Genomic DNA, 24,803 nt, shown 5'->3' on the forward strand with positions numbered 1-24,803 from the left:
CGTGTTACCTGCCGACACCACTGACAGCCATTCCTCGCGAGCAGCGAATCGAAACCCCGTCGTCTCGTCAGAAAGTCGAGTTCGTCGGGTGATCGGTCTCCACCAGATCACGTGACACACGGTGCAGAGGGAGATTCTGTTGCTGTGACAGCTTGGCCAACAGCTCGAACGCTTGCACCGCATCGAGTTCGTAGCGTTCCATGATCATGCCCTTGGCCTGACCGATGATGTCTCGACTGGCCAGACCGGTTCGAAACTGCTCGTGGTCGCGGGCGCTGAGCATCGCGATGGCGGCGTGGGCCGACAGAGCTTCGCCGATGGTCACCGCGTCGGCGTGGAATGCGCCTGTCTCGTCGCTGTAGAGCACGAGCGCACCGATGTCGTCGGCATTGCTGAAGAGCTGGAACGCCGCAAGAGATTTGAATCCCTCTTCGACGGCGGTGGCAGCGAATCGAGGCCACCGATTCTCGTCGGTCAGATCATCGGCGACGACGACGTCGAAGTGATGAACCTCGGTAGGAATGGGGCCTTCCCCCAGTTCGTACTGCAGGCGACACAGCTTCTCGGCAACCGGATCGGTCGAGGCGACCACCGTCCGCTCGCCCTTGTTCACGGTTGTGATGCACCCGGTGACTGCACCCGGGATCATCGTGATGGCCGTGCGCAGAATCGCATCGAGCGTCTGCGGCATCGAGCGCCGAGTCTCACGCAGGGCGCGAGCGAATTCGGCCAGGGTCGAGGCGTCCGCCGGTGCGGCTGTGTTGTCTTCGATAGAAGAGTGCGGCATGCACACGGTCCTCTCGCATGGGACCCCTGCCGCCCTTTCGTCGGAGAGATCCACGATCATGCGCCTTCTGCTGGACGCCCTTACCGGCCGACAACGTCGGCTCCGTGCATTTTATACGTTGTCACCGGGAGGTTGTACGTAGAACCGGCGAGCATCGTCAGCGGCACCCGAAAACGCAGCGAGGGCCGTCGATCCGGAGATCGACGGCCCCTCGTGAGCGCGACTTACTTGAAGGTGTCCTTGATGTTCTCGCCGACCTTCTTCACGCCTGCCGAACCCTGGTCCTTCTTGCCCTCGGCCTCGAGGTCCTTGTTGTTGGTGGCGTCGCCCACAACTTCCTTGGCCTTGCCGATGGCGTCTTCTGCTGCGTTCTTGGCCTTGTCGATGAAGCTCATGTGAGTCCCTTTCTCGTTTCGTGCGGTGTCAGTAGTTGGTCGAAGCCCGCATCGGAAAGCGCACGCCGAACCGTTGAGATCCGGGTCACACCGGGTGCGTCTTCGGTCGACGTTTCGAGCGGCGGCGCGGCGGATACATTCGAGCGATGATGGTCGGCAAGGTGGACAGCTTTCAGCGCAGGCACCCGTCGGCGGGTTTCCCGCTCGCGGTTCTGTACAAGTTCCTCGACGATCGAGGTGGATATCTCGCGGCTCTCATCGCGTACTACTCGTTCCTCTCGTTGTTTCCGTTGCTTCTGCTCTTCACCACCGTGTTGGGAATCGTGCTGGCCGGCGACCCGGAACTGCAGACCCGCATCATCGATTCGGCAATGAGTCAGATACCGGTCATCGGTGACCAACTCGGTCAGCCGGACCGACTCAGCGGCGGAACGACCGCCATCGTCATCGGCGTGGTGGGGTCGCTGTACGGCGGACTCGGAGTGTCACTGGCCGCGCAGTACGCGATGAACACTGCGTGGTCGGTACCGCGAAACGAGCAGCCGGATCCGATCAAGGGTCGGCTGCGCGGGCTGCTGCTGCTCAGTACCGTCGGCACCGCCATCATCGGGTTGACCGTTCTCAACGGCGTCGCGTCCTCCGGCGTGTTCGGATTTGCCGGTGGTGTGTTGGCTCTCGTCGGAGCGGTCGTGGTCAACGCCGTGGTCTTCGTCGCTGCATTCCGCATCGGAACCGCTCGCGCCCTGAGTGTGCGCGAGGTTCTGCCCGGTGCTGCGATCGCTGCGGTGATCTGGCAGGCGCTGCAGTCGTTCGGCGGCATCTACATTCGCTATGTCGTCGGCAACGCCAGCGCCAGCAACGGAATCTTCGCGATCGTCCTCGGCCTGCTCGGTTTTCTCTACGTCGCGTCGGTACTGATCGTGCTGTGCATCGAAATCAATGCCGTACGAGTCGATCACCTGCATCCCCGGGCGCTGTTGACGCCGTTCACCGACAACGTCGAACTCACCGAGGGTGACAAGAACTCCTACACCGGACAGGCAGAAGCGCAGCGCAACAAAGGATTCCAGGACATCACCGTCACATACGAGGAACCGGATTCGGTGACGGGGGAGGATGCGCCGACCAAGTGAGCCGAGTGATCGGTTAGCGCAAACGCGCGCGCATTCGTCAGGTGCGCGCGGATTTGCCGGTGGACTGTTCGCTATTTCGCGCGCGGATGACAAGTGCGCGCGCGTTTGCGGGGATCTGGGGCGGAGCCCGCGCCGCGAATTGGGATCGGTCAGGGGGACGGTTGTGGGGGTCGGCCCGTTCGCTGGTTGATCGGTGGTGCAAACGCGCGCGCATTCGTCAGGTGCGCGTGGATTTGCCGGTGGACTGGTCGCTATTTCGCGCGCGGATGACAAGTGCGCGCGCGTTTGCGGGGACTGGGGGCGGGAACCGGGCGCGGCGACGTCGGCTGGGGTCGGGGAGAACCTGGGCAGCGGGGGGACTGGACTCCGAATTCGAGTGACCCCCGTCACGAACCGGTCAGCCGGTCGGTAGAAAAGACTTCTGGTTTGTTTCCGCGAAAGCGCATGCGCAAGCGCTTGTATGCGCTTTAGGCTCCTGCAATCGAGCGACGCGACCCGCGTGGCTAGGGGACAAGGGAGTCCACATGTTCAATCACCGTCGGAAGTCTGCGCTGACGATCGGCACCGCGCTCATGGCCGGTTCGCTCGTGCTCGGTCTGACCGCCTGCAGCAGTTCGGATTCGGACAGCGTCAAGGTCGGGCTCATCACCAAGACGGATTCCAATCCGTACTTCGTGAAGCTGCGCGAGGCAGCGCAGGCGCAGGCGGATTCCAGCGGAGCCGAGCTGGTGGCTCTGGCCGGCGCATTCGACGGTGACAACGAGGGCCAGGTCGCGGCGATCGAGAACCTGGTCGGCCAGGGTGTGAAGGGAATTCTGATCACCCCGAACTCGTCCACCGGAGTCCTGGACGCGATCAAGAAGGCACGTGACGCCGGCGTCGTCGTCATCGCCCTCGACACCGCAACCGACCCCGAGGACGCGGTCGACGCCACGTTCGCCACCGACAACAAGGCTGCCGGAGTGAGCCAAGGTGCCTGGGTCAAGGGCACGCTCGGCACCACCGCACCCCAGGTCATCATGCTCGACGGCACCGCGGGCGGCACGGTCGACACCTTCCGTCACGACGGGTTCCTCGAGGGCATGGGTCTGACCGACGATTCGCCGGAGATCGTGGGCCAGGAGAACACCAACGGCGATCAGACCAAGGCGCAGACCGCCATGGAGAACCTGTTGCAGCGCGCGCCGGGCGTCAATGCGCTCTACACGATCAACGAGCCCGCAGCAGCGGGTGCGTACCAGGCGATTCAATCCGCAGGCCGCGCCGATCAGATCACCATCGGCTCGATCGACGGCAGCTGCACCGGCATCGCGAACGTCAAGTCCGGCGTCATCGGCGCGACGGTGCTGCAGTTCCCGGCGAAGATGGCCGAGCAGGGCGTCGATGCAGTGGTGAAGTTCGCCGAGGACGGCACCAAGCCCAGCGGCTTCAACGACACCGGCTCGCAGCTCGTCACCGACAAGCCCGTTGCCGGCATCGATTCGCAGGACACCGCATGGGGCGAAGAGAATTGCTGGGGCTGATCGCGAAGTACCGGCGTACACCGGGATCTGATTCGTGAGTACCGATACCGCGGCGCCTCCCAAGGCCCCGAGCCGGTTCAACGTGGGGACCATCCTGCGTGAACCGCTGCTCGGGCCGATGGCCGCGCTCCTCATCGCCGTCATCGTCTTCAGCTCGATCTCGAGCTCGTTTCTCAACCCGCAGAACGTTTCTCTGATTCTTCAGCAGTCGGTGGTCGTCGGCATCCTGGCCGTCGGCCAGACGCTGATCATCCTCACCTCCGGTATCGATCTGTCGATCGGCGCGGTGGCGGTGATGGGTTCCATCGTGATGGCGCAGTCGGCCGGTGCGAACGGTCCGGTGGTCGCGCTGGGTTCCACGCTTGCTGTCTGCGTTGCGTTCGGTGCGATCAACGGCGGATTGGTGACGGTTCTGCGACTGCCACCGTTCATCGTCACGCTCGGCACGTTCACCGCGATCCAGGCTGCGACCCGGTTGCTGGCCGGCTCCGAGACCTACCAGGTCCCGAGCGGACCGCTGACGCTGCTGGGTACCTCGTTCAAGATCGGCAGCTTCTCCACGACGTACGGCGTGGTGGTGATGCTGCTGGTGTACGCCGTGATGTGGTACGCGTTGTCCCAAACCTCCTGGGGCAGGCATATTTACGCGGTCGGTGGTAGCCCGCAGGCCTCGGATCGCTCCGGCATCAAGTCCGGTCGCGTGCTGTTCTCGGTGTACATCGTGACGGGAGTCATCGCGGCGATCGCGGCGTGGGCAGCGCTCGGACGAATTCCCAATGCCGACCCGAACGCCTATCAGAACGCCAACCTCGAGTCGATCACCGCGGTGGTCATCGGCGGAACCAGTCTGTTCGGTGGCCGCGGCACCGTCATCGGCACTCTGGTCGGAACACTGATCGTCGGTGTCCTGCGCAACGGACTCACCCAGGCAGGCGTCGACAGTCTGTACCAGAACATCGCGACCGGCATTCTCGTCATCGTCGCGGTGGCCGTCGATCAATTCGCACGTAGGAGGTCACAGTGAATGCCCCCCTCGCTCTCGAAGCGCGTGGTCTGGTCAAGACCTACGGCAGCGTGACGGCCATCAACGGTGCAGATTTCGAGTTGCGGGCCGGTGAGGTGCTGGCGGTGATCGGCGACAACGGTGCCGGAAAGTCGAGTCTCATCAAAGCTCTGGCCGGCGCTGTCATTCCGGATTCGGGAGAGATCCTGATGAACGGATCGCCCGTATCGTTCAAGAACACGCGCGACGCACGCGCAGCCGGCATCGAGACGGTCTATCAGGACCTGGCCGTCATTCCGGCGCTCGACATCGCGTCGAACGTGTATCTCGGTCGAGAGATCAAGCGCAAGGGACTCAGTGGCAGTCTCTTTCGGCGTCTGGACATGCCGAGAATGCGGGAGGAGTCCTCGAAGCACCTGCAGGACCTGAAGATCGGTATCAAGTCGGTCAACCAGGCGGTCGAGACGCTCTCCGGTGGCCAACGCCAGGGTGTGGCCGTGGCTCGGGCAGCAGCGTTCGGACGCGGAGTGATCATCATGGACGAGCCGACTGCCGCGCTGGGTGTGCGGGAGTCGGGCATGGTGATCGATCTGATCCGCACGATCCGCGACCGAGGCATACCAGTGGTGCTCATCAGCCACGACATGCCACACGTGTTCGACGTCGCCGATCGAATTCACATCCATCGGCTCGGGAAGCGGGCGGGCGTCGTCGATCCGAAGAACCGAACCATGTCCGAGGTCGTCGCGCTCATGACCGGCGCGGAGGAGCCGACCGACGATGAACGCGCCGGACGCTGAACCTACGAGTCCGGTCGGTGTTTTCGTCGGACTGGCGACACTCGACGTCATCCATCGAGTGTCGGCAGCGCCGGCACCCAACCAGAAGATCACCTCGAGCGCGCAGTTCGTCGCGGCGGGAGGTCCTGCTGCCAACGCGGCAGTGACGTTCGCCGCGCTGGGCGGGACGGCTGTGCTCGTGACCGCGCTCGGAGACGATCCGGTGGCAGCGTTGGTCAAGGCCGACCTGTCGGCATTCGGTGTGCGGGTGATCGACGCGGCAGAGGGCTCCACCAGGTCGGTGCCCGTCTCGTCGGTGACGGTGATCGAAGCGACCGGCGACCGATCGGTCGTCTCGGCCGACGCCGTGAACTCCGACGCCTCGCCGCCGGAGGACCTGGAGGCCGTTGTTGCCGGTGCCGACGTCGTTCTGGTCGACGGGCACCACCCCCTGATCGCCTGCGCCGCCGCGGAACATGCGGCGGCGCGGGTTACCACGTTGGTCGTGGACGCCGGTCGCTGGAAACCGGTCATGAGCGAGTTGATCCCGCACGCCACGGACATGGTGTGCTCGGCCGACTTTCGGGCTCCGGGTACCTCGGACACGGCCACGACAGCCGCGGCACTCGTTGCATCCGGCGCACGTACCGTAGTCACCACCCACGGCGGCGAGCCTGTCGAATGGTGGTCCGAAGGATCGTCGGGATCGGTCGATGTGGAGCCGGTAGCAGTGGTGGATACCCTGGGTGCCGGGGATGCGTTCCACGGCGCGTATGCCTACTACTCGACGCAGCCGGGCTCGCTCGCCGAGCGCATCGACAGATCGGCTCACGTTGCCGCACTGCGCTGCTCGATTATCGGCCCCAGAGCGTGGCTACACGAACTTTCCATCCGCGGACTCGAAAGCGACAACGGTGAGCATTGACCAGGACGTACAGGAAGCCACCCTCTCCGAACTCGTGGAGCTGGCGCGAACGCTGGCCGTACCCGGTGAGCGGCGCATACTCGGTCTGACCGGCGCGCCCGGTGCCGGAAAGTCCACTGTGGCACAGCAACTCGTCGATGCGCTCGGGCCGGAACTGGCGGTACTGGTTCCCATGGACGGATTTCACCTCGCCAACGAAGTGTTGATCGAACTGGGCCGGCTCGATCGCAAGGGTGCCCACGACACGTTCGACGACGGTGGCTACGCGCGCCTGGTCGCGGCGATCCACGAGCAGCGACCCGGGGACCCCCTGGTGTACGCGCCGAAGTTTCGGCGTGAGATCGAGGAATCCATAGGCTCGGCCGTTCCTGTTCCGTCGAATGTTCCGCTCGTCATCACCGAGGGCAACTATCTGCTGATGGAGTCCGACGCGTGGCCGGCGGCGCGGGCGATGATCGACGAAGTCTGGTTTCTGGCTCCGGACACGAGGGTTCGGCACGAGCGACTGGTGGCCAGGCACGAGGCCTATGGAAAGTCGCACGAGGACGCGGAGTTCTGGGCCCTGGGATCGGACGAACGCAACGCGGAACTGATCGGGTCGACCGCACGCCGCGCCGATCGAATCCTGCGGCTGACATGACGATTCCACAGAGCCGCGAGGCACGACAGTGCTGGGCCGACTGATATGCCCACGATGGACGATGTCGCACGCCTGGCAGGGGTATCGGTATCGACCGTCTCGCACGTGCTCAACGGAACCCGCAACGTCAATCCCGCCACCCGGGAACGCGTCGACGCGGCGATTCTCGAGATCGGATATCGCCGCAACGTCGTTGCTCGATCGCTCGCGGCAGGTCGGACTCACACCGTGGGGCTGTCCATTGCTGCGCTGACCAACCCGTACTTCGGCAGCCTGGTCCATGCCGTCGAGGAGCGGTTGTCCGAGGCCGGCTACGTGTTGATCCTCGGTGATTCGCACGACGAACCTCGGTCCGAGCGCAGGGTGACGGACTCGTTGCTGGACCGTCAGGTCGACGGCATGATTCTCGCGCCCGCGGCAGGCTCCGAATTCTCCACGATCCCCGAGATCGTGCGCAGCGGAACGCCTCTGGTGCTGATCGACCGGATGCTCGACATCTCCTGCGACCAGGTGGGCCCGGAGAACGACGCCTCGGCGTACGAGCTCACGACCCACCTCCTCGACGCCGGACATCGACGCATCGCGATCGTCCGCGGCATCGAAGGAATCTCCTCCACGACAGAGCGATTCGACGGCTACACCCGCGCACTGGCAGATCGAGGAATCGAACTCGATCCGCGACTGATTCTCGACGGTCGGTCCAACGTCGAGGTGGCCGAGTCTCGGGTGCGCGAGCTCATGTCGGGTCCGGATCGGCCGTCGGCGCTGGTGTCGATGAACAATTCGATGACCATCGGATCACTGAAAGCGGTTCGCGGCCTTGGCTTGTCGATTCCCGCCGACCTCGCCTTCGTCTGCTACGACGACTTCGAGTGGTCGGATCTGTTCGAGCCACGGCTCACAGCGGCGGCTCAGGACGTGCAGACGATCGGCCGAACCGCAGCCGACCTGGTTCTCCGGCGCATCGAGGGGCACGAGGACGCGCCCCGATCGATCCGGGTACCGACCACCTTCACCCATCGAAATTCCTGCGGCTGCACTGCACCTCGAGCCGACGTGCCGGCCGCACCCGAAAGATAGGACAGCTCATGCCGATTGCCAGTCCGGACCAGTACGCCGCCATGCTGGATCGCGCCAAGGAGGGCGGGTTCGCCTACCCGTCGATCAATGTCACCGGTTCGCAGACACTGAACGCAGCTCTGCAGGGATTCGCCGAAGCCGAGAGCGACGGGATCATTCAGGTATCGGTCGGTACCGCGCTCTACCTGTCCGGCAATGCGGTGCAGAACCGCTTCGCCGGCTCGAAGGCACTCGCACAGTACGCCCACGAAGTGGCGCAACACTATTCGATCTCGGTGGCGCTGCACACCGACCACTGCCCCGCCGAGAATCTGGACGACTGGGTGCGTCCCCTGCTCGCCGACGCGATCGAACGACGCGGCCGTGGGCTCGACCCGCTGTACCAATCGCACATGTGGGACGGGTCGGCTGTGCCGCTGGACGAGAACCTGCGCATCGCACGCGAATTGCTCGATCTGTCGATGGAGGCGAACACGATCCTGGAAATCGAGGTCGGCGTCATCGGAGGCGAGGAGGACGGGGTCTCGCACGAGATCAACGAACAGCTGTACTCGACGGTCGACGACGCACGCGCCACGATCGCAGCGCTCGGCGCGGGGGAACGCGGTCGGTACATGACGGCCTTGACCTTCGGCAACGTCCACGGCGTCTACAACCCCGATTCGGTGCATCTACGACCCGAGATCCTCGACGAGATCCAGTCCGTCCTCGGTGCCGAGACCGGCAAGGACAAGCCGTTCGATCTGGTGTTCCACGGCGGGTCGGGATCGAGTGCTGCCGACATCGCCTCGGCCGTCGCCAGCGGGGTGATCAAGATGAACATCGACACCGACACCCAGTACGCCTTCACCAGATCCATCGCCGGTCACATGATCGGCAAGTACGACCAGGTGCTCAAGGTCGACGGTGAGTACGGAAACAAGAAGGCGTACGACCCCCGCTCCTGGGGCAAGCCGGCCGAGACGGCGATGGCGGCTCGGGTGGTCGAGGCGACACAGATGCTGGGCTCGGCAGGGCGCAGGATGCGCTGAGAATCTTCTCCGCCGAACGTGTCGAAATCTGCGGACCGGTTCCGTCCCAGGGGCGAATGCGGCAACAATGGCCGCATCGAACGTCAGGAGACACAATGGCCAAGTACCTCATGCTCAAGCACTACCGCGGCGCTCCGGAACCGATCAACAACGTCCCGATGGACCGGTGGACCCCGGCCGAAGTGCACGACCACATCCAGTTCATGGAAGATTTCGCCGCCGAGCTGGAGAAGACCGGCGAGTTCGTCGACGCCCAGGCGCTGGCCCCCGAGGGAACCTGGGTCAGCTCCGGCGGTGAGGGCAAGCCACCGGTCACCGACGGCCCGTTCGCCGAGACCAAGGATCTCATCGCAGGCTGGATGATCATCGACGTCGATTCGTACGATCGCGCGTTGGAACTGGCCGGACAGTTGTCGGCCGCGCCCGGGGCAGGCGGGAAGCCCATTCACGAGTGGCTCGAGCTGCGTCCGTTCATGGAGGCTCCTCCCACGATCGCCGACTGACGATCGCCGTGGACCCCCGGGTGCTGCGGGCCCTGACGCCCGCCGTGATCGGCGTCCTCGTCCACCGCGGAGCAGACTTCGCGGCGGCCGAGGATGCCGCTGCGGAAGCGATGCTAGAGGCGATCTCGACGTGGGTCGCCGAAGCACCGACCGACCCGAAGGGCTGGCTGGTCACCGTTGCCTGGCGGAAATTTCTCGACTCGCAACGCTCCGAGAAGGCGCGACGAGCCCGTGAGGATCGGGTCGCTGCCCAACCGGATCCCGGCAGTGTGGGCGGCGTCGACGACACCTTGCAATTGTTCTTCCTGTGCGCGCATCCTTCGCTCGGTCCGGCAGCGGCGGTGGCACTGACGCTGCGTGCCGTCGGGGGATTGACGACGCGGCAGATCGCGCAGGCGTACCTGGTGCCGGAGAAGACCATGGCGCAACGCATCAGCCGGGCCAAACGCACGGTGCGCGACGTGCGTTTCGACGCCCCCGGTGACGTGGGGACGGTGCGACGGGTGCTGTATCTCGTCTTCAACGAGGGGTACACCGGGGACGTCGATCTGGCGGCCGAGGCGATTCGATTGACCCGGCAGCTGGCCGAGTTGTCCGACGACGAGGAAACGGCCGGACTGTTGGCGCTGATGCTGCTGCACCACGCACGCCGTTCGGCCAGGACGGGGCCCGACGGTCACGTCGTTCCTCTCGCCGAGCAGGACCGATCTCGTTGGGACACAACGCTGATAGCGGAGGGCGTGTGGATACTGCAGGCTGCGCTCGCCCGGGATCGGTTGGGCGAGTTCCAGGCGCAGGCGGCGATCGCGGCACTGCACGCCGATGCGAGCTGCGTGGAGGAGACCGACTGGCCGCAGATCGTCGAGTGGTACGACGAGTTGCTCGCTTTCGCAGACAGTTCCGTGGTGCGACTCAATCGAGCGGTGGCGATCGGGGAGGCCGACGGTCCGGCGGCGGGACTTGCGGCACTGGGCGAGGTCGATTCGGCCGTCCCGCGGCACACGGCGGCGGCCGCCTACCTGCACGAGAAGTCCGGTGATCTGCAGCGTGCCGCCGAGTTGTACGCGCAGGCGGCGGAGAAGGCGTCCTCGATCCCCGAGCGGCACCATCTGACGATGCGGGCCGCGCGGATCCGCTCTACAGGCCAACCAACGGACCGATCGGTTTCGTAATCCGATCGTTAGCGGTAGAAAGCGGAATTCGTGCGACCCTCGTATGGTGCTGATGTTGCGTGTGGGACAGAAGAGAAAAAAGCGAACTCGATCCGCCGCGGTCGTGACGGCAGTAGCAGTGGCGTCGATGCTGATCACCGGAACGTCGGCGCAGGCGCTGCCGGGGAACTCGGGATCGGCCGACGCGGCTGCGGGAGCCGTCGGCATCCATCAGGTGTCGGCGACTCGAGCTGTGCTGAACGTGTTCTCCCCGTCCATGAATCGCGTCATCTCCAATGAGGTGTTGCATTCCCCCGACGACGGACCGGCACCCACTCTCGTGCTGCTCAACGGAGCGCTCGGCAACGAGGACGGCGTCGGGTGGCTCAACAATTCCGGCGTGGAGAAGTTCTTCCTCGACAAGAAGGTCACCGTCGTGGCACCGATCGGTGGCCGCTTCAGCTTCTACACCGACTGGCAGACAACCGATCCGGTGCTCGGCAGCAACATGTGGCAGACCTACCTCACTCGCGAATTGCCTGCCGCTGTCGACGCAGCCTACGGATCGACCGGCAGGCGCGGCGTGGCAGGACTGTCGATGAGCGGTGGGCCCGCACTCGACCTCGCGATCCAGGCCCCGGACGTGTTCGACGCGGCCGCGTCGTTCAGCGGATGTCCGGCACCGTCCAACCCGCTTGCCACCGCCGGCATTTCGGCGATGATCGCCGGCGGACTCAACAACCCCTTCAATATGTGGGGGCTACCGGGAAGCCAGGGATGGCGCGACCACGACCCGTCGCTCAACGTCGAACGGCTACGCGGAACCGCGGTGTACGTCAGCTCGTCTCGCGGACTCCCCGGACCGGTCGATCGCATTCCCGAGGGCGCGATCCCGCCGTTCGGAGGCATGGCGGTCGAAGCGATGGTGAACTACTGCACGTCGATCTTCGTCGACGCTCTGCGCCGGGCCGACGTGCCCGCGACGGTCTCCATGCGCGACGAGGGTGCACACACCTGGCCGCTGTTCGAGGATCAGCTACGCGAGGCGTGGTTCACCACGCTGGCACCGGCTCTGGGAACCAGGTGATTGCGCGGAGACCCGCGCGGGTACGCGTCGGTGGATATCACCGACGAAGGGACGACCCGAACATGTCGAAAGACGAATTGCACAAGGGCGACAAGGTCGAATGGCAGACCCACGGAACGAAAACCGAGGGCGAGGTGGTCGAGAAGATCACCTCCGAGACCGAAGCTGCAGGCCGAACCGTGAAGGCGTCGAAGGACGACCCGCAGTACCGCGTCGAGAGCGACAAGTCGGGTAAGGACGCGGTGCACAAGCCGGAAGCGCTCGACAAGAAGGACTGACGGCACACGCATCTCCCGATGCGCCCCGAGTCCACGGACTCGGGGCGCATCGGAAGATCTCAGGCCTGAGGCACCGAACGCTCTGCGCCCCAACTCCGTTCGATGTAGCCGCGGATCCGTTCGATGTCCTCGTCCGGGATTCTCTCCGGCTCGCCGTGCTCGAGCGGATCGGTGTGGAAGATGTAGAGCCGTGAGGCGAACTGGTCGAACGGAAGCGAACCTTCTCCTGCGCGTTCGCCGTTGCCCGCCGTACCCACCACGACGCCGTCGCCCCAGTCCTGCCCGCTGTCGTTGTTCGGGTTGAAGAAGTACACCCGCATGACACCGTCGGGGTCTGCGGACACGCGCAGAATCGTGATGGCGTGCCACCCCACATATCGTGCGGCACTGTCGGTTACGGCCACACCGGCAGGCTGTGGATGGATCAACGGCTGGTGTCCGTTGTACTCCGGGTGGTACGCCGCGTAGAACTGCCGCAGGAAGGCGTCCAGGTCCACGAGATTTCCCGTCTCGACATCGACGTCGATGTGGAATTCTCGCGCCGACCACCAGCCGTGAAACTCCGGGTTGACCCAGCGGTGCGGATCACCGGGACGATCGGCACAACGCCGGACCATCTCGGCGTAGATGCGATCGAGGTGCGGAACCAGCAACAACGACGCGGGATCGAGGTCGACCGGATCGGACGTGGCGACGCCGCTGACGCTCTCGGTCGACGAGATCGACTGCCCCTCGAAGTGCATGACGATCTCCTCGTCACGTGCCGCCCACACCACCATCTGCAGCAGGTAGTCGGGATCGTTGTAGGCCCACATCGACAACGCCCGCGCCGACTGACACGTCGGGTTGTCGCCCTGGCCGACGCCGAGGGGCTGGCCGAGCATCGAGAGCAGACCCCCGAGCAAGCGTGACTCCGGCGCGGGGACGGGTCCGAACGTGGTGATCAGTCGTTCCCGCACCGCAGGAGCGAGTTTCAGCGACATCTGCCGCCACAGGGACGGCACGATCGGCGGCTGATGCAGAATTCCGCGATCGAGAAGCAGTGCCAGCCCGTAGAGGCACTGCGCGGTCTCGGGGTACACCGTCTCCTCGATGAGGCGATGAACCAATTCCGGATACCGCGTCAGGCAGGTCCGGCCGGTATCGGACAGACCGAGCGCCTCGGGCAGAACGTACGAGTAATGGTCGACGAGATACTGCGTGAGCGTCGCGTGGTACGGCGAGACCAGACCGGTGTCGTGCATGGCACGCGCGAATCCGCGGGCCTCGAACTGCAACGCCTCGACGTCCATCGCTTCGAGCCGAGACCGGTACACCTCGACGCCCGGGTCCTCGCGGCACGCATCGGTGGTACCGAACAGTGCCGTGATCAACCGGTCCAGGCCCTGGCCGGAATTGCCGAGGTCGACGGTCGGATCGTCACGATAGATCGCGATGCGCGTGACCATCGCCTTGATGGTGTCCACCTGAATCGGACGCTGGCGCAGAATCCGCCAGATCTCCTCGACCAACTCGTCGAGCACGCTGTCGTACCCGATCTGCTGCGCGACGTACCCGAACAGATCACGAATCAGATGTGCGGTGCGGCCCAAGCGAACTCGCTCCGACTCCGACGGCGGCGTGAAGAGCACGTCGAGGTTGAGGGCGAGAACCTGCGAGAGAAACCGCCGCGCCTCCTCGGCAGTCACGGCAGGATGGTCGTACTCACCCGCGACGATCGCGATCATGCGCAGTTCGCTGGTTGCCTCGAGCACCACGGTGTCGTCGTTGCCGCTGCGCAGGCTCGGCCCCACGAACGCCGGGACGAGAATGTCCGGCTGGGCCCAGTCCGTACCTGCGAACAGCCCTGCCTGCTCGAGCATGGCTGCGCGTTCGCGAATTGCATCGCAACCGCCGGGCTGCAACAACACTCGATGCAGGCCGTCGAGAACCCGTCGCACCTTCGTGTTCTTGCTGAACTCCGGTGCCCCGGCCAGCGCCTCTGTGGCGTGGTCCAGCTGGGCCAGCCGTGACACCAGAGCCTTGTCGACCGGTGCAGAGTCGTTCATAGTCTGCGTCGTGGGTTCGTGGTCGTTGCCGAGTTGCTGCTTCACACGTAGAAGTCCAGTTCTTCCTGTTGCTTGAGCAGATCGCGCATTCGGTAGGGATCGTCGCCGAAGAAGTACAGCAGGCCCCAGTGGGTTCCGAATGCCGTTCTCTTGGTGACTGTTTCCTCTACCGGAGCCGACAGGTCGTTGGTCTCGTAGTAGTCGTCGTCTGCGGTGACCTCGGGGATGACGAGATCGCTGACTACGCGTCGACGCGGGTAGACGCCGAAGCATCCGGCGTGACCGGTGGCGTCCACCACCTCCTTCGGGAAGAAGGCGTCGATCTCCTCCTCGGTGGTCTTCGGGTCGAACGCCAATGCGAGGCCTTGATATGCGTTGAATCCGTAGGCCCGCTCGAGCAGCTCGAAGACCTTGAAACCCGGTGGGCGGTAAGCAACTTCACCGAAGTACATCTCGCCGTCGCTGGTGACGAAGTACTCGGGGTGAATGAAACCGAACTCGATGTCGAAGGTCTTGATCAGCTTCTCGATCTGCACCGTGATCTGCTCGCGGTACTTCTCCAGCTCGGGTGTCGCAGGAACGAACACCGAGTATCCGAGGGTGACGTACTCCGAGATGTTGAGGAACTTGATCTTGCCGTTGTGAATCCATGCTTCGACAGCGAACTCCCAGCCGTCGAGGTGCGATTCCATCAGCGCCGGAAATTCCTCGTCGGGAATGGAGTCGACCTCGTCAGGGGTACGAATGACGCGGTGGCCGAGGCAACCGGCCTTGTCGAAGGCCTTGACATGAATCGGGTCGTTGGGATCGCCGTCGAGCTTGAGTAGCGTCTGGTTGACACGTTTGAGGAATCGAGTGACGTCCTCACGGTCGTGGGCTTCTTCGAAGATGCCCACCCGAATGCCGCCGAGCTGAGCACGGCGCTTCATCAAGGACTTGTCGCGCAACAGCATTGCCTGACCGAACAGGCGTGGGTTGCCGAGCAGCACCGAGTTGATGGCACCGGCCCACTCGACCGTCTCCTCGTAGAGCGGTATCGCGACGTCGACGCCCTTTGCCTGCAGGGTCTCGGCGATTTCCAGTGAGCGATCGTTGAGTCGCTCGAAGTTCCACGGGAGGTAAGGAATGTCGTGCTCGGTGCAGTACGCCTCGGCCCACTCGGGGGCGACGACGACGTAGCGCCGATCGAACTTGTCCAGTGCTTCCACTGCGGCCAAACTCCAGCCCAGCAGTGCTACGAAGCCTTTGTTCGGGTCTTTCTCCAGCCTGTCTGGCTGAGCCATGAAGTTCCTTCCCCTAGATGATTCATCGGTCGAGGTCCTTCGCTCCACCGTACAGAGGCACGATCGGACACTCGGCACCCCTGTCGGTGGCGGCGGATCGCGAACCCGCCGTACGCAGGGGTTCAGTATTGTTCACGATCGACAGATTTCCGCCGATCGTGCACGATCGTGAACAACGAGGTGCGGTGCGCGCCCACCGGGAACGAGGAGTGCGGAATGACGGTCGACAAAACCGGTGCCGAGGTCGAGATCTCCCAGCAGGCGGACCGTTTCACCGTCTCGGTGGAGGGTGCGCAGGTCGGTTTCACCGAGTTCGCCGACGACGAGCAGGGCAGACGCATCTTCTTCCACACCGAGGTCGACGCAGCCTACGGCGGACGCGGTCTGGCAACGATTCTCGTGCAGCAGGCGCTCGACGCCACCCGTGCAGATGCCAGGCGAATCGTTCCGATCTGTGAACTGGTGGCGGCCTTCGTGGGTAAGCATCGGGAGTACGACGACATCGTCGAACCGGTCACCGACGAGATTCGGCAATGGCTGGCCGACCGTCAGGGCTGACCGCGGGAATACCGTCCGACAACGATGGGTTGTGGTCGATAGAGTAGTTGCAGAGTCAACTACATTGCCGAAAGGGAGCCCATGCCTGCAGTGACGGTCGACAACATCCTCGCGTTGCCCCGAATCCCCATGCCCGACGCCACCGCCGTGCCTCGGCCGGTCCGGTCCGTCACGACGGCACCGACGGGATACGAAGGGGAAGGCTTTCCGGTCCGCCGGGCGTTCGCCGGACTGGACATGTCGTCCCTCGACCCGTTCATCCACATGGATCAGATGGGCGAGGTGAACTACGCGCCCGGTGAGCCGAAGGGGACGCCGTGGCATCCGCATCGCGGGTTCGAGACGGTGACCTACATGATCGATGGGATCATGGAGCACAAGGACTCTCACGGCGGCGGCGGAATCATCAGCGGCGGCGACACCCAGTGGATGACGGCGGGCGGTGGCATTCTGCACATCGAGGCACCGCCCGAGCATCTGGTGATGTCCGGCGGGCTGTTCCACGGTGTTCAGCTCTGGGTCAATCTGCCGCGCGAGAACAAGATGGCGCACCCGCGTTACCAGGACATCACCGGTAGCAAGGTGGCGTTGGCGTCGAGTCCCGACGGTGGTGCACTGGTGCGCGTCATTGCCGGCGAGATCGCGGGTCTGCAGGGACCTGGCTCGACCTACACTCCGATTGCGCTCTCGCACAGCACGATCGCACCGGGCGCGGCGCTGACGCTGCCGTGGAATCGTGAATTCAACGCACTCGTCTACGTTCTCGCGGGCGAGGGCACGGTGGGCGCGGAGAAGCGTCCGATCCGTATGGGGCAGACGGCTCTGTTCGGCCGCGGCGACACGATCGAGATGTCCGCGTCTGCGGTGGGGGAGTCGCTCGAGGTGTTCGTTCTGGGCGGCAAGCCGATTAGGGAACCCGTCGCGATGGCAGGTCCGTTCGTCATGAACACCAAGTCCGAGGTGCTGCAGGCGTTCGAGGACTACCAGGCCGGTCGGCTCGGCGTACCCGTCGAATGATCTCGCCGGCCGTGCAACGATCTCCTGCATGAGCGACGCAGACTCCCGTATTCGCAGAACACGGCTGTATCGCCGATTGGTCACCCGCGCGGACGGCCCGCTCGAGCCCGCGCGGGCGGCCAGGAGGCTGTCCGCCTACGTCTACGGAAACATCCTGGTCCTCGCGGCGGTCGCAGCATCGACGCCCAGCTCGATATTGCACGGAACGGCTGCTGTTCTGGTGTTGGCCACTGCGGTGACGACATTTCTTGCGCATGTGTTCGCGGATTTCGTCGCAAGCAGTCAGATCCCCGAAGCGCACGGTGATGCCACCGACGAGCAACGCAAGTTCAAGGCCGTCGAGGAACTTCGCGATGCCGTACCCATCCTGAGTTCCGGCACCGTCCCTGCGCTGATGCTGGCCCTCGGCTGGTTGTCGGTGCTCCCGGGGCAGTGGTCGGAACTGCTGGCCGGCGGCGTGATCGTGGTGCGCATCGCCACGATTCAGATGGTCACCCAGCGAATTCGCGGGAATCGATTGACCTTTCGGGCCTTTCTGGGTGGCCTGGCGACCGCTGCGATTGCTGCCTCGATCGTGCTGGCGAAGGTGTTCCTGGGGCACTAGCTCCCGAACTCGGCGTACAACTCCGGCAGGAAGCCCGCCAGATGGTTCATCTCCTGTCCGCAGTGCAGCAGCAGGTCTCGGGCGAGATCGAGCCCCAGAACGAGGTCCGTCGGGTCCACCGACGCCCCACGGCGGACGGCGCACGCGGCCTGCTTCACGTCCGGCACGTGCAGCCCTCGTAGGTTCAGGAAGAAGCGGCTACGCATCTCGGCACCGCCGTCCACGGGGCGCACCTGGTGGGCCAGCCAGCCCAGGTCCACCGGTGCGATGGAGCTGCCCACTCGGCCGAAGACGATCGTCTGATCTGCGGGAACGACGAAGCCGTGCGCAATCGGATCGCGAAAGGCAATTCCCAACTGCTGCAACTTCGGACCGACGTACTCGTCCACGAACGTCGTGTTTCCGACGTACTTGGCCTTGTCGGGAATGTCGAGTGACGTTCGATCCTCGGCGAGGTCTGCGTAGAGATGGGCATCGGGATGCCACAGCTTGTATCGCGCGGCCTCGGTGGAATGCCAGCCGAACCACCAGTCCCACATCGCAGCCGTCACCCGAGGCATCACGGTGCGTACCGCCACGAACGTCACCCCGTCGGCTCGCTGCCCGTATCCGGTCTCGACGCTGGAGTATCCGGTGGGCGCGAGATCGGTTGTGATCGAATCGAATCCGGGAATCGAATCGGGCGCGAGGGCAGGGCCCGCGTAGGCATCCGCGACGACGGCCGGAGCCGGCGTCGTTCGCTGAGCCATGTATCGGGCGTACGGCAGATTTCGATCGGCCTCGCGATAGCCCTGATAACGCTCACCGCACTCGTCGGACGAACCGGTCGGCGGGGCCGCTGCCGCCTTGGCTACCGGGCCGACGACGGCGATGGTGGCCGCGGCCGCCGCTCCGATCATGATCTGGCGTCTCGTAGGCCCCCGGCCCGTGTTCCCCACCCTGCTCAACATCTGTTGAGACTAAGTCGCGGAATCGGCGAATGTCAACGGCCCGGCACTACACTGCGCGGTATGAGGTCGGCACACCCCAAGGACGACGAGTCGAGAGTGCGTCGGCGCGACGAGATCGCCACCGCAGCCATCGAGGTGCTCGCCACCCAAGGCCTTCGCGGCTTGACGCACCGGGCGGTGGACGCCGCAGCAGGACTCGGCCCCGGATCGGTGAACTACCACGCGCCCACTCGGAGTCGGCTGCTTCACCTGGCTCTCGGCCAACTGTTCGTCCGTGACTTCGAGGTGGCCGGAGCGACGTTCGGCAGTCTGGTCGACGTCAAACCGCTCACCGCCGACGTCGTGATATCCCACATCGTCGACTTCATCGACGCCATGACGTCGGGAGATGCCGTCAAACGGGTGATCGCACGTCACATCATGCTCGGCGAGGCGCAGCACGACGACGAAATCCGCGAGTTGTTCGACAGTCAACGCGCAGCATTCGTCACCTACACCCAGTGGATAGTCGCCTCGCTGGACTCCGCGGATCCACCGTCCGACGCCGAAACCCTCGTGGTGATGATCGAAGGTCTGGTGCAGCGGCAAGTGCTGATCGGATCACGACTTTCCCCGACGTTCATCGATCAGATGTTGCGCAAGATCATCGTGGCCTCACCTCTGGTCGAGGACTGACCGCGAGAGGTCGGGTCACCCCAGCAGCGTGCGGCGCTCGGTGTGGGTGAAAGTGAAGATCGTCGCGCCGAAGCTGATCAGGGCGGTGAGGAGCAGTACCTGCGGGCCGGTGATCACGACGCCGATGAAGGCGCCGATCGCACCTCCCAGTGCGAAGGATCCGAGAAGGGCTGTGTAGCACAGCCAGTCGTAGCGCGTTCCTCCGCCGAACAGGTGCCGTTCGATACCCTGGCCGAGTTTGACCATGGTTCCCGTGACGTAGCTCAGAGGAATGTAGGTCTCTTCCTTCTTCGTGAACGCGGTGTTGAGTGCGCCTAGTGCGAAGGCCACCAGCAGAATCGGGTAGAAGTTCACGTTCGCCGACGACCATCCCGAGATGGCGATGTCGATGGCTCCCGCTCCGGCGAGCGCGATCGTGGTCAGCACCGTGGCTCCGTGGGGATGGTTCGACCAGTACCGACGGCGGCAGATCGACGAGATCACCACCCCGGCCAGAAAGGAGCCCATGAGCGCGAGAGCCGCTATCGGTGAGGCACCCGGGGTGACCTCCTTGCCCTCGGGGTGCCCGAAGTGCCCGACGACAGCACGTTCGGTGTTGCCGGTCATGAAGGTCACGAAGTAGCCGGCGGAATGCAGGAACGCCACTGCGCCCACCATCCCTGCCAGTCCGGACAGTATCCAGGACAGACGAGCTTCGGCACCGACGGCTGTTTCGCGGCTGATCGTCAATGGGGAAGTCATGACTCGATTCTCCGGGCTACGGGCGAACCGGCAAATCTTTGAGTTGTCGGTCACATAACCGACGGCGATTCACCATTCGCCACCATTCCGCGATGCATCACCCTGTTTCCCACGACTCCGCTATGGTCGGCTCGATGCATCACACATCGGTTGTCCCACATCACCACATCGCCGGGTGCCCACGCGTGTCGCAGCACATTGCTTTCGCGAGTGGAGTGCTCGAACAGGTGTCGCACGGTCTCGTGCGCCTCCTCGGTGGACATACCGCTGATCGCGACGCACCGCGCGGGTGCCGACAACGCCAGTGCGGTGCGCCCGGACACGGGATGTACTGCGAACAGGGGATGCTCGGCACTCGAGTCGGTGTCCGACGCCACCCCGGTCACTCGGTGCGTCACCGTTCGTCCGGCCAGGTTCGCTTTCAGATCTGCAGGCAGGGTGTCGTAGGCCACGTACTGGTCACTGAACAGCGTGCTGCCACCGGCCTCCGGTACCTCGACCGCGCGTAATGCGGTGTAGGCAGGCGGATTCGGCACGTATGTGGTGTCCACGTGGAACGTCGACTTCGGCGGTGTGGTTCGGCCGACGTTGCTGATGACGTTCAGATCGGGAAAGCCCGGCACCGGCGTCTCGCCCTCGGTGAACATCATGTCGCCGAACCGTCGCAGAAACGCCAGGAACCCCGCGTCGTCCAGGGGCTGCTCACGCAGGATCAGTACGCCGTGTTCCGCCAACAGCGTTCGCAGTTCTTCGGTTGCGGTGGAGCCCAGGTCCAGCTCGTCGATCTCGATTCCCAACGTCACGAGGACATCTCCTTCACCGACAGTTCGTCGAGCGATCCGGCGAACAGTTCGTCGACGGCGATGCCCGCCGCCGAGGCCATCACCGCGAGCACACTCGACGGCGAGTACGAGCAGTACAGGCCGGCCTCGAGGAACCACGGCTGCCCGTCGGGGTCGATCCGGAAGTCGAAGAGACCGTAGTGTCGGCAGCCGAGAGATCGATAGCACGATCGTGCTGCGGCCCAGACCTTCTCGGTGATCGGATCGGAGACGTCCACCATCCACGCCTTGGTCTGCTCTTTCGCGACCAGGTACAGATCTCCGTCCGAGGTGCGATTCAACTTGTCGGCGCTGGTGCGAATCGACTCGACGGCGTACTCCTCGAGCGGAAGGCAGATCAGCTCATCGCCCCGTGCGATGATGCCGCAGCGTACCTCGCGGCCGAGTGGGATGTACGACTCCACCAGTGCCGCAGACGAGTACACGAGAGCTTCGCGCACTGCAGTTGCCAAACCGTCGGATTCGCGAACGAGCGCGACACCCATCGAGTTGTCCGAGTCCACGGGCTTGACGACCACGGGCAGATCGACGTCGATGTCGTCGCCGCAGCGGACCACGACCCCGGCGGGTACGGCGACCCCGGCTGCTGCGACGACGGCTCGGGCGCGAGCCTTGTCCGCCGTCATCGCCATCACGTCCGGACCGTTTCCCACGTACGGCACGCCCAGCAGATCGAACAGGCTGCGGTACGTCGTCATGCCGGGCAGGCAGAACATCTGCGGCACCATGACGTCGAAATGCCACGACGACATGACCTCCACTGCTTGTGCCAACGACATCTGCTGCGCCGCAGCAACACTGGGGGCATCGATGCCGCCGGGGAAGCTCCAGAGCCCACCGGGGGAGACGAACGCCACCTCGAACCGGTAGTCGGGATTCCCGCCGAGCGCCTCGAGGAACCCGCCCGCGTACACCCGCGACAGATCGCAATGGAACTCGTCCACCGACGATCCGACCAATACCAGGACAGACAGGGTCATCAGTCGCCTCCGTTCTCCACGAGCTTGCCGATGTTGAAGTCGATGCGAGACCAGCCGCGTCGCGCGAGCAGATTGCGCAGCAACAGCGACGGGATCTGGAGGTGATGTACCAGAAAGTACGGCAGAGGATCCCATCCCGCCAGGATGGCGTCCTTACCGCGGAAGATGCTGCGGAGGCGCGCTTTTCGGTTGTCCTCGGTGAACAGGCGCCACACCTCGTGGTAGATCCAGTAGGTCGGCCGGGCCTTCGGACGCGGCACGATCACCGGATGGCCGTCGTCGAGATACGCGGCTGCCAGGTCGGGATGGTCGTAGAACATCGTGATGGCCGAATGGGTGCGGGGGTTGCATTCGATCGCGTAGATGTGGCCGTCGGCGGCGGATTCGATGAAATCGAACGACAGCTGGCCGGTGACGTCCAACGAGGAGACGAATGTTTCGACCCAGCGCAGGATTTCGGGTTTGTCCACCATCTCGTAGTTGACCTGGAACGCCGAGGACAGGCAGCAGCCGTACACCTGCAGGCGGCCCCGACGCACCGTGCCGTGCGTGCAGTACTCCTGACCGGCGATGAACTCCTGCAGAATCCACGGATCGTCGTCGGTGATGTGCAGGCTCCGGGCGAACGAGGAATTGAGTTCCGGTGTGCGTGCAGACAAGCGCGTCAGGTCCATTCGGCCGACGGGGTTGTACGAGATTCGTTTGAGGATGTACTCGCGGCCAGGCGGAAACTCGAATTCGTCGATCTGGGCGGGATCGGTGATGCGCCGAAAGTCCGGGACGCGAAGTCCCAAAGACTGCGCGTGCTGCGAGAATCGGGACTTGTCGTCGACCATTCGCACGATGTCTGCGTCACCGTGGATGACCTCGCAGTGCGGGTCGAGCACGGCTCTGGCGACCGCGTCGTGGATGCTTGCCGCCGGGCTGGCCACGGGGACGAAGACATCGACGTTTTCGCGGCGAACGATATCCAGCAGAGCCTGCGCGTATCCGGGGGCACCCGGATCGGGCACGCAGTGGAACCGGTCGACGGCGCGGGAGAACCGATGGCCGGAGAATCGGTACTTGGCCGATTCCACCAGGATCACCCGGTGCCCGGCGAGATGGAAGGACCGCGCGAGCTGCAGTGCCTTGGTCATCTTCCCGCCGCTGATCAGAATCGTTCTGGGTGAGTCGGATCGACGGGTGGGCGGCCGCGTGCCACGAACCGCAGCCACCCCCGTCGCCGCGAGGTCGAGGGGAAGTGTGGCCGCGAGACCGAGCAGCGCACCGATCGTACGAATCATGTTCGACGGATGAGCGTCACGCCGTCGCGCAGAGGAAGCAGTACCTGCTCCACGCGAGGGTCGTTGGCTACGTAGTCGTTGAATTCGGCGACGGCCCTGCCGTTCTCGGTGGGCTGTTCGCTGTACGGCTGGCCCTGCAGCAGGGTGTTGTCGACCGCGATCACGGCGTTCTCGGCCAGCAGCTCGCTGTCGAGCAGATACTCCACGTAAGCGCGGTACCCGGTTTTGTCGGCGTCGACGAACACCAGGTCGAACTGTCCGTCGAGCCGTCGAAGGGTCTCCAGTGCCGGACCCACCTCCACCGTGATGGACGAGCCCGCAGGCGATTCCGCGAAGCAGGACTGCGCGAACTCGGCGACGTACGGATCCACCTCGCACGCCACCACCTCGCCGCCTGCGGGCAGAGCCTCGGCCATCGCCAGTGCCGAGTAGCCGGTGAACATACCGATCTCGAGCACCCGCTTCGCCCCGGTCATGTGCACGAGAAACGCCAGGAAGCGTCCCTCCACGTGACCGGAGAGCATCTCCATCTCCAGGGGCCCCGAGCCGGAGACGACGTCACGTGATCTCCAGTCCTCGGTGCGGGTCCGCGACGCCAGTGTCGCCAACGCTGCGGATTGGGAGGTGGTACAGGTGTCGAGATACGGGTCGAGTCCCGCGGCGAGATCGCGGGCTCGATGAACACGGGTGGTCAGCTCGTCGGTGACCCCGCCGCAGGCGTCGAGCAGATCGGCTATCTCGCTCAGCTCACGCGCCAGAATGGTCGTCGGGGTCACCGGTCGCGGGCCCTTCGTCACGGCGTCGGGGCGGTGAACATGTCGAGGCCCTCGCCTGCCCGGGGGAAGTCCAGGCAGATCTTCTTGTGCAGTGTCAGAACGTCGGCGAGCTCCGCTGCGTCGAGGTCGTTCAGGAAGCGGCACGTACCGATCGGATCCGGCACCGCTGCACGCAGGATGCCGTCGCGGGTCTTGAGAATCGATGCCGTTGCCTCGGAGAGCAATTCGGGTGTCAGGTACGGGCTGTCCAGTGCCAGGCCGATGCTGGACATCACGCCCAGTACGCGATCGCGGTCGGCCGTCGACAGGTGTCCGCGTTGCTCGGCGACGGTCGTCGAGAGCGCCATGTCGATGTTGATCGCGTGACCGTGGAAGAACGGTGCGGGCGGGGTCAGCTCGAGGGTCGGGCTCCAGGTGTGACCGAAGGCGATGACGCGATCGAGGTCGATCTCGTGCAGATTGGGGGCCTCGAGCTCGAGCATGGTCGCGATCGCCGAATAGGTCAGTCTGTCTGCGACCGAACGCAATTCCGCCGTTCCGTCGAGATGGCCGAATCGAGTTCGCAGCAGTTCCGGCCCGTACTGTTCGAGCATCTCGAAGATCTCCAGATTGCCGACAACGGAGATCTTGATCAGCTCCGCCATGCCGTTGCGCACCTGATCCTCGGGCAGCGTGCCGAGGAACGAGAAGTCCAGCAGCACCTTCTGCGATGCGTGGTACGCACCGAG

Annotated in this window: 26 protein-coding genes and 1 pseudogene; 16 read left to right on the top strand and 11 right to left on the bottom strand. The window is 64.5% G+C overall.

Annotated features, from left to right (window positions below):
* Positions 1-67: 67 nt before the first annotated feature.
* Both CH251_RS13365 and CH251_RS13370 read right to left on the bottom strand, forming a co-directional pair.
* Complete coding sequence (locus tag CH251_RS13365) at positions 68-787, bottom strand: GAF and ANTAR domain-containing protein (RefSeq protein ID WP_094613577.1); 720 nt, start codon at positions 785-787, stop codon at positions 68-70.
* Positions 788-1,011: 224 nt separating this feature from the next.
* Positions 1,012-1,182 (bottom strand): CsbD family protein, encoded by a 171-nt coding sequence (locus tag CH251_RS13370; protein ID WP_027495724.1) that lies wholly within the window; start codon positions 1,180-1,182, stop codon positions 1,012-1,014.
* A 149-nt stretch (positions 1,183-1,331) separates the two neighbouring features.
* On the opposite strand from CH251_RS13370, the gene CH251_RS13375 reads away from it, so the two are divergent.
* The 12 genes from CH251_RS13375 to CH251_RS13430 all read left to right on the top strand — a co-directional run bounded on the left by CH251_RS13375 (position 1,332) and on the right by CH251_RS13430 (position 12,315).
* Complete coding sequence (locus CH251_RS13375) at positions 1,332-2,315, top strand: YihY/virulence factor BrkB family protein (protein WP_094613578.1); 984 nt, start codon at positions 1,332-1,334, stop codon at positions 2,313-2,315.
* A gap of 524 nt (positions 2,316-2,839) precedes the next feature.
* Positions 2,840-3,838, top strand: coding sequence for a substrate-binding domain-containing protein (locus tag CH251_RS13380; RefSeq protein ID WP_094613549.1), 999 nt, complete (start codon positions 2,840-2,842; stop codon positions 3,836-3,838).
* A gap of 34 nt (positions 3,839-3,872) precedes the next feature.
* Positions 3,873-4,862 carry an ABC transporter permease gene (locus CH251_RS13385; RefSeq protein ID WP_256979046.1) on the top strand — a complete coding sequence of 330 codons (990 nt, stop codon included), beginning with the start codon at positions 3,873-3,875 and terminating at the stop codon, positions 4,860-4,862.
* Positions 4,859-5,641 (top strand): ATP-binding cassette domain-containing protein, encoded by a 783-nt coding sequence (locus CH251_RS13390; RefSeq protein ID WP_094613550.1) that lies wholly within the window; start codon positions 4,859-4,861, stop codon positions 5,639-5,641. The genes CH251_RS13385 and CH251_RS13390 overlap by 4 nt, the downstream gene beginning before the upstream one ends.
* Positions 5,622-6,545, top strand: coding sequence for a PfkB family carbohydrate kinase (locus CH251_RS13395; RefSeq protein ID WP_094613551.1), 924 nt, complete (start codon positions 5,622-5,624; stop codon positions 6,543-6,545). Before CH251_RS13390 ends, CH251_RS13395 begins: the two co-directional genes overlap by 20 nt.
* Complete coding sequence (locus CH251_RS13400) at positions 6,535-7,185, top strand: nucleoside/nucleotide kinase family protein (protein ID WP_094613552.1); 651 nt, start codon at positions 6,535-6,537, stop codon at positions 7,183-7,185. The genes CH251_RS13395 and CH251_RS13400 overlap by 11 nt, the downstream gene beginning before the upstream one ends.
* A gap of 54 nt (positions 7,186-7,239) precedes the next feature.
* Positions 7,240-8,265 carry a LacI family DNA-binding transcriptional regulator gene (locus tag CH251_RS13405; RefSeq protein ID WP_256979047.1) on the top strand — a complete coding sequence of 342 codons (1,026 nt, stop codon included), beginning with the start codon at positions 7,240-7,242 and terminating at the stop codon, positions 8,263-8,265.
* A gap of 8 nt (positions 8,266-8,273) precedes the next feature.
* Complete coding sequence (fbaA, locus tag CH251_RS13410) at positions 8,274-9,296, top strand: class II fructose-bisphosphate aldolase (protein ID WP_094613554.1); 1,023 nt, start codon at positions 8,274-8,276, stop codon at positions 9,294-9,296.
* A gap of 95 nt (positions 9,297-9,391) precedes the next feature.
* On the top strand, positions 9,392-9,799 hold the full coding sequence (locus CH251_RS13415) for a YciI family protein (RefSeq protein WP_094613555.1): 408 nt from the start codon (positions 9,392-9,394) through the stop codon (positions 9,797-9,799).
* Between the two features lie 8 nt (positions 9,800-9,807).
* The gene (locus CH251_RS13420) at positions 9,808-10,971 is read left to right on the top strand and encodes an RNA polymerase sigma factor (protein WP_094613556.1); all 1,164 of its coding nucleotides are present in this window, start codon (positions 9,808-9,810) and stop codon (positions 10,969-10,971) included.
* A gap of 103 nt (positions 10,972-11,074) precedes the next feature.
* On the top strand, positions 11,075-12,037 hold the full coding sequence (locus tag CH251_RS13425; protein WP_256979048.1) for an alpha/beta hydrolase family protein: 963 nt from the start codon (positions 11,075-11,077) through the stop codon (positions 12,035-12,037).
* Between the two features lie 62 nt (positions 12,038-12,099).
* On the top strand, positions 12,100-12,315 hold the full coding sequence (locus CH251_RS13430) for a DUF2945 domain-containing protein (RefSeq protein WP_094613557.1): 216 nt from the start codon (positions 12,100-12,102) through the stop codon (positions 12,313-12,315).
* Positions 12,316-12,374: 59 nt separating this feature from the next.
* Here the strand turns inward: CH251_RS13430 and CH251_RS13435 are convergent, their stop codons facing one another.
* Together CH251_RS13435 and CH251_RS13440 are read right to left on the bottom strand one after the other, a co-directional pair.
* Complete coding sequence (locus CH251_RS13435; RefSeq protein ID WP_094613581.1) at positions 12,375-14,363, bottom strand: hypothetical protein; 1,989 nt, start codon at positions 14,361-14,363, stop codon at positions 12,375-12,377.
* A 41-nt stretch (positions 14,364-14,404) separates the two neighbouring features.
* Entirely contained in the window at positions 14,405-15,646 is a 1,242-nt protein-coding gene (locus CH251_RS13440) for an acetyl-CoA carboxylase biotin carboxylase subunit family protein (RefSeq protein ID WP_037194443.1), read from the bottom strand.
* 216 nt (positions 15,647-15,862) lie between these two features.
* Between CH251_RS13440 and CH251_RS13445 the strand changes: the two genes are divergently transcribed.
* The 3 genes from CH251_RS13445 to CH251_RS13455 all read left to right on the top strand — a co-directional run bounded on the left by CH251_RS13445 (position 15,863) and on the right by CH251_RS13455 (position 17,825).
* The gene (locus tag CH251_RS13445) at positions 15,863-16,204 is read left to right on the top strand and encodes a GNAT family N-acetyltransferase (RefSeq protein WP_094613582.1); all 342 of its coding nucleotides are present in this window, start codon (positions 15,863-15,865) and stop codon (positions 16,202-16,204) included.
* A gap of 81 nt (positions 16,205-16,285) precedes the next feature.
* Positions 16,286-17,221, top strand: coding sequence for a pirin family protein (locus tag CH251_RS13450; RefSeq protein WP_094613558.1), 936 nt, complete (start codon positions 16,286-16,288; stop codon positions 17,219-17,221).
* A 28-nt stretch (positions 17,222-17,249) separates the two neighbouring features.
* Entirely contained in the window at positions 17,250-17,825 is a 576-nt protein-coding gene (locus CH251_RS13455) for a hypothetical protein (protein WP_094613559.1), read from the top strand.
* Here the strand turns inward: CH251_RS13455 and CH251_RS13460 are convergent.
* The gene (locus CH251_RS13460; RefSeq protein WP_256979049.1) at positions 17,822-18,775 is read right to left on the bottom strand and encodes a DAPG hydrolase family protein; all 954 of its coding nucleotides are present in this window, start codon (positions 18,773-18,775) and stop codon (positions 17,822-17,824) included. The two genes, CH251_RS13455 and CH251_RS13460, sit on opposite strands and share 4 nt — an antisense overlap.
* A gap of 60 nt (positions 18,776-18,835) precedes the next feature.
* Here CH251_RS13460 and CH251_RS13465 point away from each other — a divergent pair, with 60 nt between their 5' ends.
* Positions 18,836-19,450, top strand: coding sequence for a TetR/AcrR family transcriptional regulator (locus CH251_RS13465; protein ID WP_094613560.1), 615 nt, complete (start codon positions 18,836-18,838; stop codon positions 19,448-19,450).
* A 15-nt stretch (positions 19,451-19,465) separates the two neighbouring features.
* On the opposite strand, the gene CH251_RS13470 is transcribed toward CH251_RS13465, so the two are convergent.
* The 6 genes and pseudogenes from CH251_RS13470 to CH251_RS13495 all read right to left on the bottom strand — a co-directional run.
* On the bottom strand, positions 19,466-20,191 hold the full coding sequence (locus tag CH251_RS13470; RefSeq protein ID WP_094613561.1) for a YoaK family protein: 726 nt from the start codon (positions 20,189-20,191) through the stop codon (positions 19,466-19,468).
* A gap of 50 nt (positions 20,192-20,241) precedes the next feature.
* The gene (locus tag CH251_RS13475) at positions 20,242-20,994 is read right to left on the bottom strand and encodes a TauD/TfdA family dioxygenase (protein ID WP_094613562.1); all 753 of its coding nucleotides are present in this window, start codon (positions 20,992-20,994) and stop codon (positions 20,242-20,244) included.
* Positions 20,991-22,013 carry a D-alanine--D-alanine ligase gene (locus tag CH251_RS13480; protein ID WP_094613563.1) on the bottom strand — a complete coding sequence of 341 codons (1,023 nt, stop codon included), beginning with the start codon at positions 22,011-22,013 and terminating at the stop codon, positions 20,991-20,993. Before CH251_RS13480 ends, CH251_RS13475 begins: the two co-directional genes overlap by 4 nt.
* Entirely contained in the window at positions 22,013-23,299 is a 1,287-nt protein-coding gene (locus CH251_RS13485) for an ATP-grasp enzyme (protein WP_094613564.1), read from the bottom strand. Before CH251_RS13485 ends, CH251_RS13480 begins: the two co-directional genes overlap by 1 nt.
* A complete protein-coding gene (locus CH251_RS13490) occupies positions 23,296-24,075 on the bottom strand; it encodes an O-methyltransferase (RefSeq protein WP_094613584.1) in 780 nt (259 codons plus the stop codon). Before CH251_RS13490 ends, CH251_RS13485 begins: the two co-directional genes overlap by 4 nt.
* A 17-nt stretch (positions 24,076-24,092) precedes the next feature.
* Positions 24,093-24,803, bottom strand: a pseudogene (locus CH251_RS13495) (3-dehydroquinate synthase); the annotation flags it as partial.

It is taken from the genome of Rhodococcus sp. 06-462-5 (assembly GCF_002258315.1).
In the GTDB taxonomy this organism is placed as follows: Bacteria; Actinomycetota; Actinomycetes; order Mycobacteriales; family Mycobacteriaceae; genus Rhodococcoides.

Bases quoted from the DNA above. Each gene is read 5' to 3' on its own strand.
- CH251_RS13365 (WP_094613577.1), bottom strand. From the start codon at position 787: ATGCCGCACTCTTCTATCGAAGACAACACAGCCGCACCGGCGGACGCC.
- CH251_RS13370 (WP_027495724.1), bottom strand. From the start codon at position 1,182: ATGAGCTTCATCGACAAGGCCAAGAACGCAGCAGAAGACGCCATCGGC.
- CH251_RS13375 (WP_094613578.1), top strand. From the start codon at position 1,332: ATGGTCGGCAAGGTGGACAGCTTTCAGCGCAGGCACCCGTCGGCGGGT.
- CH251_RS13380 (WP_094613549.1), top strand. From the start codon at position 2,840: ATGTTCAATCACCGTCGGAAGTCTGCGCTGACGATCGGCACCGCGCTC.
- CH251_RS13395 (WP_094613551.1), top strand. From the start codon at position 5,622: ATGAACGCGCCGGACGCTGAACCTACGAGTCCGGTCGGTGTTTTCGTC.
- CH251_RS13405 (WP_256979047.1), top strand. From the start codon at position 7,240: ATGGACGATGTCGCACGCCTGGCAGGGGTATCGGTATCGACCGTCTCG.
- fbaA (WP_094613554.1), top strand. From the start codon at position 8,274: ATGCCGATTGCCAGTCCGGACCAGTACGCCGCCATGCTGGATCGCGCC.
- CH251_RS13415 (WP_094613555.1), top strand. From the start codon at position 9,392: ATGGCCAAGTACCTCATGCTCAAGCACTACCGCGGCGCTCCGGAACCG.
- CH251_RS13430 (WP_094613557.1), top strand. From the start codon at position 12,100: ATGTCGAAAGACGAATTGCACAAGGGCGACAAGGTCGAATGGCAGACC.
- CH251_RS13435 (WP_094613581.1), bottom strand. From the start codon at position 14,363: ATGAACGACTCTGCACCGGTCGACAAGGCTCTGGTGTCACGGCTGGCC.
- CH251_RS13440 (WP_037194443.1), bottom strand. From the start codon at position 15,646: ATGGCTCAGCCAGACAGGCTGGAGAAAGACCCGAACAAAGGCTTCGTA.
- CH251_RS13445 (WP_094613582.1), top strand. From the start codon at position 15,863: ATGACGGTCGACAAAACCGGTGCCGAGGTCGAGATCTCCCAGCAGGCG.
- CH251_RS13450 (WP_094613558.1), top strand. From the start codon at position 16,286: ATGCCTGCAGTGACGGTCGACAACATCCTCGCGTTGCCCCGAATCCCC.
- CH251_RS13455 (WP_094613559.1), top strand. From the start codon at position 17,250: ATGAGCGACGCAGACTCCCGTATTCGCAGAACACGGCTGTATCGCCGA.
- CH251_RS13460 (WP_256979049.1), bottom strand. From the start codon at position 18,775: ATGTTGAGCAGGGTGGGGAACACGGGCCGGGGGCCTACGAGACGCCAG.
- CH251_RS13465 (WP_094613560.1), top strand. From the start codon at position 18,836: ATGAGGTCGGCACACCCCAAGGACGACGAGTCGAGAGTGCGTCGGCGC.
- CH251_RS13470 (WP_094613561.1), bottom strand. From the start codon at position 20,191: ATGACTTCCCCATTGACGATCAGCCGCGAAACAGCCGTCGGTGCCGAA.
- CH251_RS13480 (WP_094613563.1), bottom strand. From the start codon at position 22,013: ATGACCCTGTCTGTCCTGGTATTGGTCGGATCGTCGGTGGACGAGTTC.
- CH251_RS13485 (WP_094613564.1), bottom strand. From the start codon at position 23,299: ATGATTCGTACGATCGGTGCGCTGCTCGGTCTCGCGGCCACACTTCCC.